The organism is Dolichospermum sp. UHCC 0352 (assembly GCF_009711925.1).
Classification (GTDB): domain Bacteria; phylum Cyanobacteriota; class Cyanobacteriia; order Cyanobacteriales; family Nostocaceae; genus Dolichospermum; species Dolichospermum lemmermannii.
The window spans coordinates 22996-40553 of record NZ_VIKY01000234.1; the positions used below are offsets into that span (position 1 = coordinate 22996).

The 17558-nt window shown below is 39.0% G+C and carries 19 protein-coding genes and 2 pseudogenes; 8 read left to right on the forward strand and 13 right to left on the reverse strand.

What is annotated here, in order from left to right; all coding sequences use genetic code 11:
- The first annotated feature begins 11 nt into the window (after window positions 1-11).
- Window positions 12-782: a type I methionyl aminopeptidase gene (gene map, locus FJR06_RS17105; protein ID WP_015079452.1), complete on the forward strand. Its 771-nt coding sequence runs from the start codon at window positions 12-14 to the stop codon at window positions 780-782.
- A complete protein-coding gene (locus FJR06_RS17110) occupies window positions 677-1039 on the forward strand; it encodes a hypothetical protein (protein ID WP_168651877.1) in 363 nt (120 codons plus the stop codon). The genes map and FJR06_RS17110 overlap by 106 nt, the downstream gene beginning before the upstream one ends.
- Here the strand turns inward: FJR06_RS17110 and FJR06_RS17115 are convergent.
- The 3 genes from FJR06_RS17115 to FJR06_RS17125 all read right to left on the reverse strand — a co-directional run bounded on the left by FJR06_RS17115 (window position 1020) and on the right by FJR06_RS17125 (window position 4263).
- Window positions 1020-1442: a protease inhibitor I42 family protein gene (locus tag FJR06_RS17115; protein WP_168651878.1), complete on the reverse strand. Its 423-nt coding sequence runs from the start codon at window positions 1440-1442 to the stop codon at window positions 1020-1022. The genes FJR06_RS17110 and FJR06_RS17115 overlap by 20 nt on opposite strands.
- A gap of 87 nt (window positions 1443-1529) precedes the next feature.
- Window positions 1530-2717: a C1 family peptidase gene (locus tag FJR06_RS17120; RefSeq protein WP_168651879.1), complete on the reverse strand. Its 1188-nt coding sequence runs from the start codon at window positions 2715-2717 to the stop codon at window positions 1530-1532.
- Between the two features lie 232 nt (window positions 2718-2949).
- Complete coding sequence (locus FJR06_RS17125; protein ID WP_168651880.1) at window positions 2950-4263, reverse strand: pentapeptide repeat-containing protein; 1314 nt, start codon at window positions 4261-4263, stop codon at window positions 2950-2952.
- A 496-nt stretch (window positions 4264-4759) separates the two neighbouring features.
- On the opposite strand from FJR06_RS17125, the gene FJR06_RS17130 reads away from it, so the two are divergent.
- From FJR06_RS17130 to FJR06_RS17145, 4 genes are all read left to right on the forward strand, one after another.
- Window positions 4760-5503 (forward strand): tetratricopeptide repeat protein, encoded by a 744-nt coding sequence (locus tag FJR06_RS17130; protein ID WP_168651881.1) that lies wholly within the window; start codon window positions 4760-4762, stop codon window positions 5501-5503.
- A gap of 125 nt (window positions 5504-5628) precedes the next feature.
- Window positions 5629-6333: a 16S rRNA (uracil(1498)-N(3))-methyltransferase gene (locus tag FJR06_RS17135; protein WP_168651882.1), complete on the forward strand. Its 705-nt coding sequence runs from the start codon at window positions 5629-5631 to the stop codon at window positions 6331-6333.
- Window positions 6330-6941 carry a TIGR04282 family arsenosugar biosynthesis glycosyltransferase gene (locus FJR06_RS17140; RefSeq protein WP_015079446.1) on the forward strand — a complete coding sequence of 204 codons (612 nt, stop codon included), beginning with the start codon at window positions 6330-6332 and terminating at the stop codon, window positions 6939-6941. The genes FJR06_RS17135 and FJR06_RS17140 overlap by 4 nt, the downstream gene beginning before the upstream one ends.
- Before the next feature lie 99 nt (window positions 6942-7040).
- The gene (locus FJR06_RS17145; RefSeq protein WP_015079445.1) at window positions 7041-7805 is read left to right on the forward strand and encodes a WecB/TagA/CpsF family glycosyltransferase; all 765 of its coding nucleotides are present in this window, start codon (window positions 7041-7043) and stop codon (window positions 7803-7805) included.
- Window positions 7806-7938: 133 nt separating this feature from the next.
- On the opposite strand, the gene menH is transcribed toward FJR06_RS17145, so the two are convergent.
- Together menH and FJR06_RS17155 are read right to left on the reverse strand one after the other, a co-directional pair.
- Window positions 7939-8757: a 2-succinyl-6-hydroxy-2,4-cyclohexadiene-1-carboxylate synthase gene (gene menH / locus FJR06_RS17150; protein ID WP_168651883.1), complete on the reverse strand. Its 819-nt coding sequence runs from the start codon at window positions 8755-8757 to the stop codon at window positions 7939-7941.
- Window positions 8754-9122, reverse strand: coding sequence for a metal-sensitive transcriptional regulator (locus tag FJR06_RS17155; protein WP_168651895.1), 369 nt, complete (start codon window positions 9120-9122; stop codon window positions 8754-8756). Before FJR06_RS17155 ends, menH begins: the two co-directional genes overlap by 4 nt.
- A 238-nt stretch (window positions 9123-9360) precedes the next feature.
- On the opposite strand from FJR06_RS17155, the gene FJR06_RS17160 reads away from it, so the two are divergent.
- On the forward strand, window positions 9361-10572 hold the full coding sequence (locus FJR06_RS17160; protein WP_168651884.1) for an HhoA/HhoB/HtrA family serine endopeptidase: 1212 nt from the start codon (window positions 9361-9363) through the stop codon (window positions 10570-10572).
- Between the two features lie 64 nt (window positions 10573-10636).
- On the opposite strand, the gene ebsA is transcribed toward FJR06_RS17160, so the two are convergent.
- From ebsA to FJR06_RS17200, 8 genes and pseudogenes are all read right to left on the reverse strand, one after another.
- Window positions 10637-11023 carry a type IV pilus biogenesis protein EbsA gene (gene ebsA / locus FJR06_RS17165; RefSeq protein WP_015079441.1) on the reverse strand — a complete coding sequence of 129 codons (387 nt, stop codon included), beginning with the start codon at window positions 11021-11023 and terminating at the stop codon, window positions 10637-10639.
- 105 nt (window positions 11024-11128) lie between these two features.
- Window positions 11129-12337, reverse strand: a complete 1209-nt coding sequence (locus tag FJR06_RS17170) for a 4-hydroxy-3-methylbut-2-enyl diphosphate reductase (RefSeq protein WP_168651885.1) — start codon at window positions 12335-12337, stop codon at window positions 11129-11131.
- Between the two features lie 74 nt (window positions 12338-12411).
- A complete protein-coding gene (locus FJR06_RS17175) occupies window positions 12412-13224 on the reverse strand; it encodes an SGNH/GDSL hydrolase family protein (protein ID WP_015079439.1) in 813 nt (270 codons plus the stop codon).
- A gap of 274 nt (window positions 13225-13498) precedes the next feature.
- Complete coding sequence (locus FJR06_RS17180) at window positions 13499-14920, reverse strand: ammonium transporter (RefSeq protein WP_168651886.1); 1422 nt, start codon at window positions 14918-14920, stop codon at window positions 13499-13501.
- Window positions 14921-15277: 357 nt separating this feature from the next.
- A complete protein-coding gene (locus FJR06_RS24475) occupies window positions 15278-15469 on the reverse strand; it encodes a hypothetical protein (protein WP_254434447.1) in 192 nt (63 codons plus the stop codon).
- Entirely contained in the window at window positions 15459-15752 is a 294-nt protein-coding gene (locus FJR06_RS17190) for a helix-turn-helix transcriptional regulator (RefSeq protein ID WP_168651887.1), read from the reverse strand. The genes FJR06_RS24475 and FJR06_RS17190 overlap by 11 nt, the downstream gene beginning before the upstream one ends.
- 2 nt (window positions 15753-15754) lie before the next feature.
- Window positions 15755-16012 (reverse strand): annotated as a pseudogene (locus tag FJR06_RS17195) (type II toxin-antitoxin system RelE/ParE family toxin); the annotation flags it as partial.
- Window positions 16013-16074: 62 nt separating this feature from the next.
- A pseudogene (locus FJR06_RS17200) lies at window positions 16075-16425 on the reverse strand (ferredoxin:protochlorophyllide reductase (ATP-dependent) subunit B); the annotation flags it as partial.
- Window positions 16426-16761: 336 nt separating this feature from the next.
- Between FJR06_RS17200 and FJR06_RS17205 the strand changes: the two are divergent.
- Window positions 16762-17406, forward strand: a complete 645-nt coding sequence (locus FJR06_RS17205) for a COP23 domain-containing protein (protein ID WP_168651889.1) — start codon at window positions 16762-16764, stop codon at window positions 17404-17406.
- The last annotated feature ends 152 nt before the right edge of the window (window positions 17407-17558 follow it).

A 17558-nucleotide genomic window follows, 5' to 3' on the forward strand; every position in this document is an offset into this window, starting at 1 on the left:
ATAGAAAATTAATGAAAATCGAAACCATAGTCATTTTATCCCAACGAGAAATCGAAAAAATGCGCCGTGCTGGCAGCTTGGCCGCCAAGTTATTACAACATTTAGAACCTTTGGTTAAACCGGGAGTTAGCACTCTACAATTGAATGATGAAGCGGAAAGATGGACTCAAAAGCATGGAGCAAAAAGCGCTCCTTTAGGTTATAAAGGTTATCCTAAATCTATTTGTACCAGTGTGAATGAGGTGATTTGTCATGGTATTCCCAATGCTAAACAAATTCTCAAGGATGGGGACATTATTAATATAGATGTTACGCCTATTGTTGAAGGTTATCATGGTGATACATCAAAAACATTTCTAGTGGGTAATCCTTCCCCCACAGCCCAAAAGTTAGTAGAGGTAACCCAAGAGTGTTTGCGGTTGGGGATTGCAGAAGTAAAACCAGGGGCAAAAATTGGGGATATTGGGGCAGCGATTCAAGAGTATGCGGAGTCTTTCGGCTTTTCTGTGGTGCGGGATTTTGTGGGACATGGAATCAGCAATATTTTCCATACTGCACCGGATGTTCCCCATTATGGCATCAGAGGTAGAGGCAAGAAACTTAGAGCCGGGATGGTGTTTACTATTGAACCAATGATTAATGAAGGCACTCACGAAGCCGAAATGCTGAATGATGGTTGGACTGCGGTAACAAGCGATCGCTTACTTTCTGCTCAATTCGAGCATACCATAGCTGTCACCGAAGATGGTGTAGAAATTCTGACTTTGCCAGAAAATTTATAGTCACCGAGTCAGGAGTCAGGAGTCAGGAGTCAGGAGTCAGGAGGAAGAAAGAAGGAGTCAGGAGTCAGGAGTCAGGAGTCAGGAGGAAGAAAGAAGGAGTCAGGAGTCAGGAGTCAGGAGTCAGGAGGAAGAAAGAAGGAGTCAGGAGTCAGGAGTCAGGAGTCAGGAGGAAGAAAGAAGAAGGAAGAAGGAAGAAGGAAGAAGGAAGAAGGAGGAAGGAGAAAATGCTTTTTATTGTCAACGAATTTGGACGTTGATTTTATAAGTTTTTAATGGTGGAAGATTTCTTTCCCAGGGACGTAAATAGTGAAGTTCTAGCATGGTTGAACCCAAATTTTGGGCTAAAAACCGGAAAACTTGATTTTCAGATGCTCCTGGGGCTTCTGCTTCTATTGGTTTTAATACTGAATCTCCCAAAGATTTGAGTTTATCAGGATCATTTTTAATAATTTGCCAACTATAGCCTGTTCCTGGGTTGGTTAACAATTCAACAATCATAATATTACCTTTTTGAATAATAATCTGACTGTTATTGTTAGTATCGTTGACAGTGATTTCTGAGTTAGACATGGGAGGAGTAGCAGCATTACTAACTTGAAAAATAATGGTCAAGGTAGTTAGCAGAGAAATAATCAAAAAGACTCGCTTGGTAAAAGTCATAATTTTAATCTACCTTGTCGAGTGAATTCAAAAAAATCAATTTAGGTCAGATAAAACTTGCGCTTTACCCAACCTAAAATCAAAAAATTATCGAGAGATGTTTTTGGAATTAACTTTAATTAATTCTGGATTGATTTGGAAGATGTTGATTTTTTTCAACAAGTCAGGAGAAAGCTTGTAGAAGTTGCTTCTGGCTTGAGTCCAAGCTGCGCCATAACCGATGCTATTACTGTTATAACCAATCCACATATAACCATTGTCACCCCAACCTGTACCCCAAGAATTTTTGATTAACCAAGCTTGTTTTTGATCATCCCAACCAATGAGGGTGACACCATGATTGATAGGTCCTTGTGCTTGTTCGTTAAATACGCCGCTAACATAACCTTGGAAAGCAGGAGTAACCCGCACTGCAACTGTTAATGGTCCATGTTTACACATAGCCTGTTTCATTTCTGCAACTGTGGGAATTCCACCATCAGGTTTGACATATCCCCAGGCTATGGAACGGTAGGGAGTGGCTATGCTGGGGTTGTAGGGATTATTGGTTGCTGTATAGGGTACAGTAGCTTCGGTAGCTGTGCCTTTGCTAATGAGGAAATCAAATGCTTTAGACCACCAACCACCACCACAACTACCTGAACCACCCCAGTTGATAATTTGCTGTTCTGAAGCATCAGCAGCAGTGTTATTCCGAATAAGGTTACTACCTTCGTAAGCTCCCAAGGTAGCAAATGCCCAACAACTGCCGCAACCTCCTTGGTTCCGAACTGGGGTAACTTTATTGAAAGTCCGCCAATCAAAGGATTTTGCGGAAGCAAAGCAGCCACGAGCTTTAATTAATTGTAATTCAGGGATTACTCCTGGATTAATGCGTTCAAATTTTTCGCGTTCGGCTAAATCAATATTTAAGATTTGTGCAGCAACGGCATTTTGGATATTAGCCTGTGTTGGTAAATCATCTGGTGCTTTGGTAGCGGCTAGTTGCTCTAGTTTATAATCTAAGGCTGTGGTGTAACCTACCTCAAAAGTTAGATTTTTTGACTGGATATCACGGCGTAATTCCAGTATTTGATTTTTAATGATTAAGGGAGCTTTTTGTTCTCGTTCAAGATAAAGGGGATTGATTTTTATTTGAGATAAATTTCTCTCTACAGTTGGAGAAGTGGGAATTCTTATTTGGCGTTGAATTGGTTGAGCAAAAGCTATGTTTTGGAAGATTCCCAAACTCAATAAAGCCGCACTAGATATTTGCAGAAATTTGGAATTTTTCATCAAATTAAATTATCCTCAAACTTATTAGTTAAGGTTTAGTCTGTTTTTTTTAAAGAGTTTTTTTTACCCATTGATGGGTATGGCTGTTGACTTGTGGTTTGTAGATTTAGTTCCAAGATTTTTGAATATTAAGAATTGTCAATTTCCTGTTAGATAGGTCAAAGAGCAGCGTCTTAGTATAATTATTTCTTTAAAGATTTAGAAACTTAAAGAATGGTCATTTTCCTAACTCTTATCTTCCTAATTTATTGGGAATTCCTTCACAACCACCGGGAATTGTCGGTCTGGTTTTTTCTCCACACCAGGTACAGCAATAGTAACGGGTAGATTCGGACATTCTTTGAGCATTGGTGAAGTCGGCATTTTCCACAACTGCGCCGGTGTGTTCTCCTGTTTCGTAGTTGGGTGGTTCGGTGCGACTGCGGGGGGATGCCTGTTCTCGTAAACCATAAAATAGGCGCACTCCATTTAAGTCAGCGTTGGTCAAATTGGCATCATATAAGATTGTGCGGGAAAGGTTGGCTTTGACTAAATCGCAATTGCTGAGATTAGCACGAATGAGGTTGGCTTCACTTAAATCTGTCCAGCGCAAATCATTGTCGGCTAAATCTGCACCTGCTAACATGACACCTAAGTCAATGACGCGCACTCCTTCTAAACGATCTTCGGCATAACCACCACTACCATCTAGAATAGCTCTTCCTAGTCGGCGATCGCGCTGGAGAGGAGAGAGTAATTTGGAACGGGAAAGAAACCGCAGAATTTTGGCTTTACCACTGCCATCTACACTACTAAATATAGCAGCGGTGCGTCCTTCAGCGATCGCTCTTTCTTGCGGCCAGTCTTCTAATAATCCTTCTTCATCTAATACTAAGTCGGAAACTCCTTGAAAGTAGGAGTCTATGGTTTGTTGTTGGGTAATGATATTTTGCTGTACAGTCAGTAGGTTTTGTTGGATAGTTAAGTCTTTGGAAATTACATATTGTCGCCATGCTACATAAACGGCGATAATGGCAATGGCAATTTGTCCCAATGCTCCAAACCATTCTGCTAAAGTACCAGAGGCATCCCAGTTAACTCTTCTTCCCCAACGCAGTAAGCCACTACCTAAATTAGTAAATCTGAATAAGCCAATTATTCCGACTATTACTCCTATTAAACCCACAAATACATTTCTATCTTGAGGTGAAAACCACTCTTGGATCACATTTCGCAACCACGGAAAGAGGATGAACAGTGATAACGCTAAGGTTGCCAAAGTTCCCAAAATGCCCAGAAATGAGTTATTAATGACAATACTAATGATAGTTGTGGCGATCGCCAAACTAGTGAATAATAAAATTCTGGGGGTGATAGCAGTTTGCAGGCTGGAGTTGCTCTCAACCAGAAATGCAGTTCCTTTGATCATATTTGTCTTGAAGGCAGATTGTCCAGATATTTGTTTTTTTTCTAATCCTTCTGTTAGTAATAAGTGATCACTACCACCAGTTTCTAATTCATCTTCTTGATTTATTTCTGAGTTAGATGAGTCAGGTTCAATTGTCATAATTTTTATTTTCCTCCCATCGTCTCACTATAAATTTCCACGCCGTAAAAATACTTACATTTACAGTATTATATACTTCTAATACCAAATTAAGATAAACCTGGATAAAATCAGATTTTTAGAATATTTGACCGCAGATAAACGCAGATAAACGCAGATAAACGCAGATAAATACCAATGATTATGATTCTGTGTCTCCATTAAGCAACAAGCAGTAAATTTTATCACAGATCGTTTAAAATTTTTGTGTGGGATGATTCTTTTTTAGGATGATTAAACCAGATTGATCTAGTTCAGCTAAGTTTGTACTTACCAATAATTGATTTATTGACTACGAGTATGGTATTGTATTCATAACTTCTGATGAAAACCTTATCCAAATCTTCATCTTGAGTTTACATAATCAAACAACAATTAAGCACAATTAGTTGATTTTGATACGACTTTTAACTTCTCATCAGTTTTAGGATAATTGTATGATTTTTGTAGGTGCAGTATGGTAATTTGGCGACAATTAATTGCCTCTAGTTTAATCAGTTTTTTGGCGATTGGCTGTAGTGATTTGGCAAATTCTTCACCAGATAATACCAAACAAGTTGTTCAAGAAAGCAATGTTAATCAACTAATTACAGAGGTACAAGATAGTCAAAAAGCAGAAAATTTATTACTACAGGGAAATGGCTTGTTAGATACCCATCGTTATCAAGAAGCTTTAGGGGTATATAATCAGGTGATAGCTATTAAAACCGATAGTGCGGAGACTTGGGTAAATCGCGGCAATGCTTTGATTGCGTTGCAACAGTATCCAGAAGCTGTAGAATCTTATGATAAGGCGATCGCTATTCGCCCAAATAAAGATGAGGCTTGGTATAATCGTGGTAATGCTTTAACGGCTTTACGAAATTACGAAGAAGCTGTAAGATCTTATGATGAAGCGATCGCTATTCACTCTAATAAACATGAGGCTTGGATTAACCGAGGCATTGCTCTGACTAAATTACAACGCTACAAAGAAGCTTTAGCATCTTATAATCAAGCAATTACTATCCAGCCTAATTTGCATCAAGCATATTATAACAAAGCTTGTAATTATGCCTTACAAAATAATCTAGAACTAGCAATTGATAACCTCAAAAAAGCTATTCAATTTGTCCCCAAAAAATATCAAAACTTAGCGAAAACTGACCCGGATTTTGATAAAATTCGGGGTGAACAGCGGTTTCAAGCATTATTACAATAACGAAAATAGTTAACTCTGCGCTATCAAACACCACTTTTACTTCTTCTTCTTCTTCTTCTTCCTGACTCCTGACTCCTGACTCCTGACTCCTGACTCCTGACTCGGTGACTCCCGACTCCTCCCCTATGTCCCAACTTCAACGCATTACTATTCATCCCCAGCAAGTTCAAGCCAACCAGCTTTTATTAACACCTCAACAACAACATTATTTGCTGCGGGTATTGCGCTTGCGAGATGGTGATAAATTTATTGTCATGGATGGTATGGGGAAATGGTGGTTAGCGCGGTTACAAGGGGAACAGGGAGAGGTTTTAGAACCGCTGGAGGTAAAAACTGAATTACCTGTGGCTATTACCTTGATGATGGCATTACCAAAGGGAAATGGATTTGATGAAATTGTCCGGTGTTGTACGGAGTTAGGAGTAACTTCTATTGCACCTATTTTGAGCGATCGCACCCTATTAAATCCCAGTCCCCAAAAACTAGAACGCTGGCAGCGCATAGCTTCAGAAGCCGCTGAACAGTCAGAACGGGCTGTTGTTCCCACCATCCTCCAACCCGTAGCTTTCAACACTGCCATAAAAGAAACTACTGCCACTCATCGTTATATCTGTGAAGCCCGTGGGGATTATCCTCATCTACAGCATGTAATCAATAAAACTGCAAATGAGATAATTATTACCATTGGACCAGAAGGAGGTTGGACAAATCAAGAACTAGAAATAGCCATAGCATCAGGATTTCAGCCCATTTCCTTGGGTCGTCGGATTCTTCGCGCAGTCACCGCACCCATAGTTGCGATATCTTTAATAGCAGCATATTTTGAATGATCTCCTTAAAACCATCAAAACAACATCTGATTATTTTTACCCGCTACCCAGAACCAGGGAAAACAAAAACCCGGTTAATACCTGCTTTGGGTGATGTTGGTGCTGCTAATTTACAAAAGCAGATGACTGAAGATACTATTTCTCAGGTTAAGGAATTACAAAAAATGTCTAAGACATCTGTAGAAATACGGTTTACGGGTGGCGATTTACAAGTAATGCTAAATTGGTTAGGAAATGATTTACTATATCAATTTCAAGGTGAGGGAGATTTAGGTAAAAGAATGGAGCGATCGCTAATCAATGCGTTTAATCAAAAAGCAGAACGAGTCATCATCATTGGTACAGACTGCCCTGATCTAAACTCGCAAATTTTAACAACCGCTTTCGAGCAATTAGAGGTTTTTAATCTTGTCCTGGGTCCAGCCCTGGACGGTGGTTATTATTTAATTGGATTACAACAACCAATAGCCGAATTATTTATGAATATTTCCTGGGGAACTGCTCAAGTATTCGTAAAAACAGTAGAAATTGCTCAAAAGTTAAATTTATCAATTGGCTATCTGCAATCTTTAGCAGATATTGATCGTCCAGAGGATCTTAACCCCTAAACTGTTTTCCTTGACAAATTATTGTTATTTATTCAGGAAAAAATTTGATACCCTAACCTTTCATCAAACATCCGCCTAAAGTCCGATTTTAAAGAAACTATGTTTAAATTCCCTCAAGTATTTCCCGTATTAGGTTTACCAGTGCATATAATGAGTAATTATCCAAACTGGTTATTAGATTGCTTAAAAGCAGGTCAAGGGACTCATGTAGTCACCCTCAATGCCGAAATGACTATGCAAGCAGAGCGCAATCTCCCATTAGCAAAAATCATTAAAAATGCTGAATTAGTTATTCCCGACGGCGCAGGAGTAGTTCTCTATTTACAATATTTATTAGGACAAAAAGTGCAACGGTTTCCCGGAATTGAATTAGCAGAAAGCCTTTTACAAATAATAGATCAAGAACAAACATCTGCTTCAATATTTTTCTATGGAGGCGCACCAGGAATAGCCGAAAAAGCAGCAGATTTATGGGAAAAACAACTTCCCACTCTCAAAATATCCGGCACACATTCTGGTTATCATTCCCCAGCAGAAGAACAACAGTTATTGCAAACTCTGACTCAACTACAGCCACAAGTAATATTTGTTGGTTTGGGAGTACCACGTCAAGAATTATGGATTGCTGAACACCGTCATTTGTGTCCTCACTCCATTTGGGTAGGTGTTGGTGGTAGTTTTGATATTTGGTCAGGAATAAAAACTCGCGCTCCCCGTTGGTTAGCAAACAATAATTTAGAATGGCTATATAGACTATATCAAGAACCTTGGCGGTGGCAACGAATGTTAGCCTTACCAGAGTTCGTTTACAAATCCTTGATTTATCGTTGGACTAGGAAAGATGTTAATCGTTGGGAGTTCTGAGTTCAACGGCAATACGGAAACAGTTCACAACGAAGAACGACAAACTCAACGTCAAGTTGTGTCATCATCCTGTGGTGCAAGTTAAAGATGGAAAATTATATCGCAAGTAATCAACAACAAGATCCCCGACTTCTTAAAGAAGTTGGGGATCTAAAAATTTTTGTATATTTTGCACAAATGCTACAGTGTTTTCTAAATGAATATTATGTCCGACTTGAGGAATTATTTGTAATTTAGCCAAGTTGCATTTTTCAGTCATAGCGATATTAATATCAATAAATTTTTCGTCTTTCTCACCAACTAATAATAATAGAGGAGTAGTATTTTTAGTTAGCAATTCCCATAAACTAGGTTGAGAACCTGTTCCCATAAACTGTAATGACTTGACTAGGTTTAAAGGATGATTTGTTAATCTACTGGATATCATAGATTGGTATTGAGGATGATTTTTGATATCACCAAAAATTGGCTGTTGATACCAATTATTGAGAAAGTTATAAAAATCATCTTGATTGATGATTCTAGATAGTTTTCTGGCTATTTGAGTATCACCTTTAATTCTGGCTAATCTTGCGGTTTCTGTTGCTAAACCTGGAGAAGCAGATTCTAAAATGACTTTAATAAACCTATGGGGAAAATGCAAAGTCAAATATAAAGCCAATCTTCCTCCCATTGAGTAACCAATTAAATAACATTGGTCAATTTTTAATTCATCTAATAATTGAATAATAGCTGCGGCTGTAGATGCCATAGGATAGCATTCATCGTCTAAAACTTGAGTTTTGCCATGCCCAGGTAAATCAATGGCCAGATAGGAAAAATCAGCAAATAGTAATTTTATAACTTGATCAAATTCATGAATATTACCCATGAACCCATGTAAAAACAGAATTATTGGTTTGTTTGGTTGATGATTTAAATAATAGTGAAATTGATATTTATGGATAATCAAGGTAAAAATCTATCTAAAGCAGCTTTTAATTGTTCAATCTCTAATTCTATATTCCCCTTTTGGGCGGCTCTACCGATACACTCAGTTAAATGTTCATCTAGGACAATTCTGGCTACTTTATCTAATGCCCCACGCACAGCAGCAATTTGTAATAATACATCAGGACAAGGGGTATTTTGCTGTACCATTGTTTTAATTCCGCGAACGTGACCTTCTATGCGCGATAGTCGGTTAACAATCCGCCGTAATGACTCTTCACTGTGGACATGAGGATGAACAGAATCAGCCTGATTGTGTATATGATCTGGATGGTTGTGATCTGATGTAGGTAAAGATTCGTTAGTTACTGGGTTTGCTCCATTCATGGGTATTCTCTGCATATTTTTTAGCCATTTTGGCTGTAATTAATATTTTAGCCCAGAGAGCGCAGGGGAAGATGAAAAAATATCCTGCACTTTGAGCCAAGATTCCGTGAAATCAAAGAAACTTTAATATGAGCGAAAATGTCAATAAACCAGAATTCTGATCTGAATCTGTAAAAATAGGTGTAGATAGATTTATCAAGAAACAGCAAAAATTAGACTTGTAGATTAGGTTGTGATTATGCGATTGTCCCAAATGTCCCGGTCTATCCGAAAACTCAGTACCCATATTTTAGCGATTTTTATAGGAGTGATGTTGACTTTCACCTCCCTGCGGGTATTACCTTCAGCCGCAGAACCGGGTCCGAATCCTGTCACTGAGTCATTGACGAAAATTGCTCAAAAGCCTTCTCCCGCTACGGCTGTGATTGGTAGTCATAGTTTTGTGACAGCAGCGGTCAATCGGGTAGGTTCAGCAGTGGTGAGAATTGATACAGAAAGAACGATTACGCGCCGAAATGATCCGATGATGGAAGATCCGTTTTTTCGGCGGTTTTTTGGTGATAGCTTTCCCCAACAATCACCGACTGAACAGTTACGGGGTTTAGGTTCTGGTTTTATTATTGATAAAAGTGGCGTAATTCTCACCAATGCTCACGTAGTTGATAAGGCTGATAAAGTCACAGTCCGTCTGAAAGATGGTCGCACCTTTAAAGGTAAAGTTCAAGGCATTGATGAAGTTACAGATTTGGCTGTAGTTAAGATTAATGCTGGTAAGGCTTTACCTGTTGCAGATTTAGGTAATTCTGATCATGTTCAGGTAGGAGATTGGGCGATCGCTGTGGGTAATCCGCTAGGATTTGATAATACCGTCACCTTGGGGATTGTCAGCACCCTCAAACGTTCCAGCACTCAAGTAGGAATCAGTGATAAACGGTTAGACTTCATTCAAACTGACGCAGCTATTAACCCCGGTAACTCCGGTGGACCATTATTAAATGGTTTGGGAGAAGTGATTGGCATTAATACTGCAATTCGCGCCGATGCGATGGGGATTGGCTTTGCAATTCCTATTGATAAAGCTAAAGTAATCGCTGCTCAATTGCAACGTGATGGCAAAGTTGCTCATCCCTACTTAGGTGTGCAAATGGTGACACTAACACCGGAATTAGCAAAACAAAATAACAATGATCCTAATTCCATGTTTGCAATTCCTGAAGTCGCGGGTGTTTTAGTCATGCGGGTTGTTCCTAATTCTCCGGCTGCAACTGCGGGTATCCGTCGCGGAGATGTGATTTTGCAAATTAACAATAACCCTATTACTAGTGCTGAACAGTTGCAAGGCGTAGTAGAAGACAGTACCCTTGGTCAAGCGTTGCAAGTGAAAGTGCAAAGAGGTAATCAGACACAGATGCTTTCGGTTCGTACCGCTGAGTTGAAAGATATTTCTTAGTTAGTTTTGAATTTTGAAAATGGGGGTATGCGTAGGTATACCCCTGACTATATCTATTTCTGCTTTAATCGTCTAAGTGTAAAAGTTTGCGGTAAAAAGATGTAGGAAAATCGCTGATGCTATTTCGCTTAGAGTTTTCCATTAGTTCAATTAAAAAACTAATAAATTCAAAACTTGGCATCATTACTTCATAAGTTAGTTCAGAGTTAGTGTCAAACTGGATTCGGCAAATGGTTGAATCTAAAGGTAAAGTGGCATCATTCCAAGTCGCAACAAAAGAAATATTCTTACCACCCTCAATTTTACGCTGTCCCTCCAACTCACGTGTTTTATAAAGACTGATGGCATAGGGTAATAAATTTCGCTTACTACCCTGAATATAAGGTAAATAGACGGTAGCTTGTTGTTGATTTGCAGGTTGGAGTTGATCAAAAGACGTATTACCAGACATTTTTGTAGATTCCTTCAATTATTCGCCATTTTTTGGGAGTTTGGGTTAAGCCAAGCCAAACCCAACCTCCGAATTCAGGCTTTTTTTACTTTAGCTAAGGTATTGTCAAACTAAAGTGGCTGTGGCTTTGAGGGCAAAAATTTTCTCAATTATATCTTCAACTACCTGATCCGGTGTCGAAGCGCCAGAAGTAACCCCAACTTTAATTTTCCCTACTGGAAGCCAGTTTTCTGTAATTGCCAATTCTCCTGTTAATTGCCGATGTTCAATGTTATTAATTGATTGAATCCGTTCCACACAATCAATGTGATAGGAAGGAATATCCCGATCAAAAGCAATTTGTTGTAATTGGGTAGTATTTGATGAATTAAACCCCCCAATAACTATCATTAAATCTACCTTTTCTTCCACTAATTCCAGCATAGCATCTTGACGTTCTTGAGTAGCATCACAGATAGTATTGAAATTTTGAAAATGCTGATTTAACTCTGCTGGTCCATATTTCTGCATCATGGTTCGCTCTAGCATTTTCCCGATTTTTTCGGTTTCATCTTTGAGCATGGTTGTTTGGTTAGCAATACCTACCCGTTCTAAATCTTGATCAGGATCAAATCCCGCAGAACAAGCTTTAGCAAACTTAGCTAAAAATTCCTGACGATTGCCACCATTGAGAATATAGTTAATGATATATTCTGCTTCTTGTAAATTTAAAACAATCAAATATTTCCCAGCAAAAGAACTGGTTGCAACGGTTTCTTCGTGCTTGTATTTTCCGTGAATAATTGAAGTGTAATCACCTTTTTTGTGCTTTTCGACAGTGTTCCAAACTTTAGAAACCCAAGGACAGGTAGTATCAACAATTTGACAACCTTTATCATTGAGAATTTGCATTTCTTGAACACTGGCACCAAAAGCTGGTAAAATCACCACATCACCGCTACCAACAACAGAAAAGTCTTTTACTTGATCAATAACGGGAATAAATTCTACCTGCATTTCCTGCATTCGTTTATTCACAGATGGATTGTGAATAATTTCGTTAGTAATCCAAATGTGTTCTGTCGGGAAATGCTGACGGGTTTCATAGGCCATGGCTACAGCCCTTTCTACACCCCAACAAAAGCCAAATGCTTGGGCTAGTTGGATTGTGACATCACCACGGTTGAGAGTGTAGTTAGAATTGCGGATTTCCTGAATTAAGTTACTTTGAAACTCAGACTGTAACTGAGTGGCTACTTCCGCCTGATGACCAAAGCCCTTACGATTATAATTGGCTGAATGTTGGAGGCTGCGTTTAAAAGCTTTTGTATCCATTTGAGATTGACCACTAATAATTACTATTTTTGATTTTCTCGCGCTTGGAGCCGATTTAGATAGAAATTTTGGATTTATATCCTATTTGTTGACTTTACCTTTTGTGGTTGAGGAAGTTGGGGTGTTAGTTGTTGGTTAGTATACATTTGCAAAGCAGTCCGCCAAACTAGATAACCAGGGGGACTCAGATGTAAACCGTCGGTGGTAAAATTTGAACGAAGATTACCTTGTTGATCGGTGAATAGGGGATGTAAATTGAGATATCTCGCGCCTTTTTTAGTAGCGATGTTATTCAGTTCCTGATTTAATTTGCGAATTCGAGAATTGGGAATAGCTAGGAGTTTTTCTTTTCCTTCCCAAGTTGTCCCCCCCGCACCATGTGGCAAAATTGACTGAATGACAATTTCTGCTTGGGGGTGTTTTCTGCGTAGATAGCTGATAATTTGGCGATAATTAGTGAGAATTTCCTGATCCTCTAGCCCGCGAATTAGATCATTAATACCTACCATCACCAAAATCATATCTGGTTGGGTGCGGTCAAAGAAATCTAATCTTTGTAACAGTCCATTGCTAACTTCCCCGGAAATTCCTTGATTTAGCCAATTTCTATCTTCCGGTAATAATTCTGGTGGAAACCATAAACTCAGAGAATCTCCCGCTAGTATGGTTAACCGTTGGGGATTTTTGTCAGCGGTTATTTTAGCTTCTTGCTTGAGCATATCCAACCATTGGGGATAACTGAGTTGATGACGGGAGCCTAACTCTGGTGGTACATATTGATTTTTCCAGTTAAGGTTAACTGGTTCTGGGGGATTTGGGATAGCTGTCGTTGCTACCACAGGGGTTATTTTTTGCTGTCGCCAAATCAATAAAATGACCGCTAACATTAGGATAAGGTTAGTTAACAGTGACAAGAATCCCCAAGCAGGAAAGGTTTTTACACGGTTAAACACGACTGATAAAAATGACCAATATTAAACTTCATTGTAAATCTGGTAAGAGAGATACACAAATAAAAAATCTGCCAAAATTTCTGGTGGAGTTTTCTAATTGGTAATTGAGATCAAGATTATAGGATTAACGGCTCAGAATCTAGTTTCTTTGGGAAAATGCGGTTTATTTCTGAATGTAGAGACGTTACCTATAACGTCTCTACATTATCTATATCCATTTGTTAGAAATTCGATCTGCAAACTCGGAGTTATAACCTTCTTCTCCGTGTTCGTTAATATCCAAACCTTGATCTTCAGTTTGATCCGGAACTCGTAAACCAATTGTAGCCGCAATAATTTTGAGAATGATCCAAGTCCCGACAGCCGCAATGATATAGGCTAGGGCGATCGCTCCTAATTCTACAAATAATTCACCGAAGTTACCACGCAATACCCCATCTTTACCGCCGCTATTAACTTCGGTTGTCGCTAAAATAGCTGTTAAAATTGCGCCAATCGTCCCACCAACACCATGAACGAAATAGGTATCTAAGGCATCATCAATCCGCAACTTGTGCTTGAAACTGACAGCATAGAAGCAGAAGAAGGCGGTAATAAAACCGATGAGAATTGCTCCTAGAGGTGTGACAAATCCGGCGGCTGGGGTGATCCCAACTAAACCAGCTACCGCACCTGTGGCCGCGCCTACTGCGGTGGGTTTTCCCCGTAATGTGGCTTCTAAAATTAACCACATTAATCCCCCAGCGGCGGCTGATGTATTGGTAGCAACAAAGGCTACGGTAGCTACTGTTCCTGCGGATAAGGCGCTACCAGCGTTAAAGCCGAACCAGCCAAACCAAAGTAAGCCAGCACCTAACAAAATAAAGGGGACGTTATGGGGAGGGCTAAGACGATCTGGATAGTTTTTTCTGGGGCCGAGAACAATTGCTGCTACCAATGCTGACACACCGGAACTAATATGCACTACTGTCCCACCAGCAAAGTCTAGAGCGCCGATGCCGCCATATAAACTTAAAAATCCTCCTTTTGCCCAAACCATGTGTGCCAGGGGTGTGTAGATGAAAGTTGACCAGAGCAGGACAAATAGGCAATAGGCGCGGAAACTCATCCGTTCGGCGATCGCTCCTGAAATTAAGGCTGGGGTAATAATTGCAAACATGGCTTGATAGATCATGAATGCTTGATGGGGAATTGTTCCAGCATAGGAATTCATATCAGCGTAGGCTGGATCTGCGGCTTTGAGGGCATCTTCATAGCCCATGTGGGGTAAATAGCCTTGAGTTTCTAAACCCACATTTCCAAGTATCCAATTCCAACCACCGATGATGGAGTTACCTGGTGCAAATGAAAGGCTATAACCCCAGAGAATCCAGGTGACTCCGACAATGCCCATCAACACAAAACTCATCATCAATGTGTTGAGGATATTGTGCGATCGCACAAACCCACCATAAAAGAAGGCTAATCCCGGTGTCATTAGCAATACTAAGGCTGATGAAATCAGCATAAATGCTGTATCGCCTGAATTAGGAGGGGGTGCAGCAGCGGCTTCTGCAAGGGCATTTCCTGTTAATAACCCTACCAACATAAATAGGGTTAAACACCCAATAATGACTACTTTTTTGAACATTTATTTTCGCTCCTCTGTGTCTACAATATTAGTCTTAATCAAATATAATTCGTATTATTTGCTACTTTTTTCTGTCTTTAAAGTTACTTAATGTTTAATTTTTCAGTAATTTTCACAAAAATCTGATCTTTTATCTAACTTAAAATTTGCACTAAGGTTCATTTTATTATGCAATATTTACATTTCGTTGATACTTTGCGGTTTTAAAGTTCTGGTTTTTGCTCTTTCTAAAGCAGTTAAAAGACGCGCTGCATTTTGAGATGAGCGCAGTAAATGAGTTGTTTCTAATCAACTTTCTAATTCGTCAGCAGCAATAGGGGCGAGGTTTGCACCATCAGGTTGGGTAATCATCATTACTTATCTATCTGCAACTACTTGAGCGCAGATGTCAGCTAGGTTATTACGAGCATCTGTTAGGTTTGTTTGGTTGGACATGGTGGGATTTTTCCTTTCTGGATCAATATCTCCAGCTTTGCCAGAACTAGCCCACCATAGTGGGTAGCATCCATAATCAGCCATGAGTTTGATTTTTTCTATTTTAAACAGCATCTACCAATTCAAAATGAATTTTTTTACCAACAACTCTAGCAGCTTTATCAATTGTTTCTAAGGTAACAGAATGATTATCAGGAGATAAAAGTCTATCAACAGATGATCTACTTGTTTTCATTTTCTCAGCCATTGCTGTTTTAGTAATATTTTTCTCAGCCATTGCGGTTTGAATCTGCCAAGCAATTACTCTTTTAATAGCTATTAAATTGATTTCGTCTAATGTTCCTTCTTCTTCTAAAAACGCATCAAGAGAAGAACCAATATAAGGATTTTCTTTCATATTTATGCCTCCAATCTGTGTTTGCGTTCTAAGGCTAAATCCAATTGTTGTTTTGGGGTTTTTTGACTTTTCTTAATGAAGCCATGCAGCAATATCATTTTACATTCATAGAAACAAAATAACACACGAGCAATTTTATTTTGTGGTAAATTTGTTCTGACTTCAAATAATCCATCACCCATTGGCCGACAGGTAGGCATTCCAATTGGCCAACCAAATTTAACTGTTTTGATATCAGCACCAATCAAAAATCTTTCCTCTTTAGATAAACAAGCATTACGAGTTTTTGAAGCTCTACTAGCATAAAGTTGTCTTCCTAAACCTACGCCCCTACAGACTCCTTAGCTGCATACAAAACCTCAGCCGAAATATCCTTAAACCCACGCTCACGGGCAAACTTTTCAGTATTTCGCTTCACTTTCCCGCGCACAAAACCAGGAATCTTATTCAATTATGCTTGGCCATCTTTTGTCCAATTCAAACCAGATTCGGCGGAAATTCCTTTGGTAATTACTTCCTTTGTATCGTGTCCAGCAAAGATTTCTAATAAGTGATCTTCCATTCCCAAAGTGAAGGAATTGTAGATTAAATCCGTGATTTGATTTGTGCCTTCATAACCCATAAATGGTTTGTAACCAATGGGGAAATTCTGAACGTGAATTGGTGCTGCAATCTTAACAAAGCTTTACGCAGAAATTTCACTACTTTCAATAACTATGGTTTTCAACATAGACATGGTATAATTACAATTATTATTGATAGCAAACAATACTGTGTTAACCCCCATCCTGGTTTAACTGCGGGAAGCTACCAATATAATCGGACTTATGGTAAACTCAGACTCTTAACTTCGCTGCAATGCCATCCTCCGCGAAAAAGAGGCTAGTAATTATCTAAGTTATAAATCAATCTGTTGCCTCTGTGTATTAAAATATTGATGCAGTATTTTCTCTGGAAAAGTTGTACCCAAAAACTTCGTTTCTACATTTGTAAGATTTAGGATTAAACTATGAAATTTCCATTAGCTGCCCCCGTATTAATTGCAACTTTAACTCTATCTAGTGGTTTAGGATTAACGTCCACAGTCCAAGCCAAGCCTCCTGTAGATAATTCAGTCAATAATGTACCCGTTGATAATGCAGGGGTTAGTGATTCAGCGGTCAATGGTACTAAATTTAGTTGCGTTGCGGAAAATAATGGTAACGTGGCTACAATTGGTCAACGTCCCGGTGGACAGCCAATTCCTTTAATTATTTGGACTAAAAAGGGTGCTGATGCTTTTGGTGGAAAGTATAGTCCACAAAAACGTTGCGGTATCGTCACACCAAAATTGAATAAAGCTGTAGCTGACAGTGGTGGTAGTTTGAAAGATGTCGTTTTAATGACTGGCAAGGTTAGTGGTAGTACCGTAATTTGTGTAGTCTCGATGACAGATAGTGGTTGTAATCAAAACAATGTTCTGCTGACGCTGAAACCGGAAAATGCTGAAAAAGCAGAAGAAATTCTGTCCCAAATCGTGAAAATTAGCCGTGAAGGTTCGAGCGCGACTGCAATTTTAGAAACAACTGATAATCGTGTTCAAGTAAATTTAGGAGATTGGGAAAAAGCAACTATGGGTAATGCAAATCGTAAATCTGCAACTCCAAAATTTTAGTTGATTATTTTGTCAGGGTTTAGCGAAAAATACTGAACCCTGATTCCTACTTATTTTTTTGTCATTTTTTATCAATTTTCGGAAAATTATTGCATGATCAATCATATTTTTTTCTTATATAAAAAATCTTTTCTAGGATTACTCCTGACTAT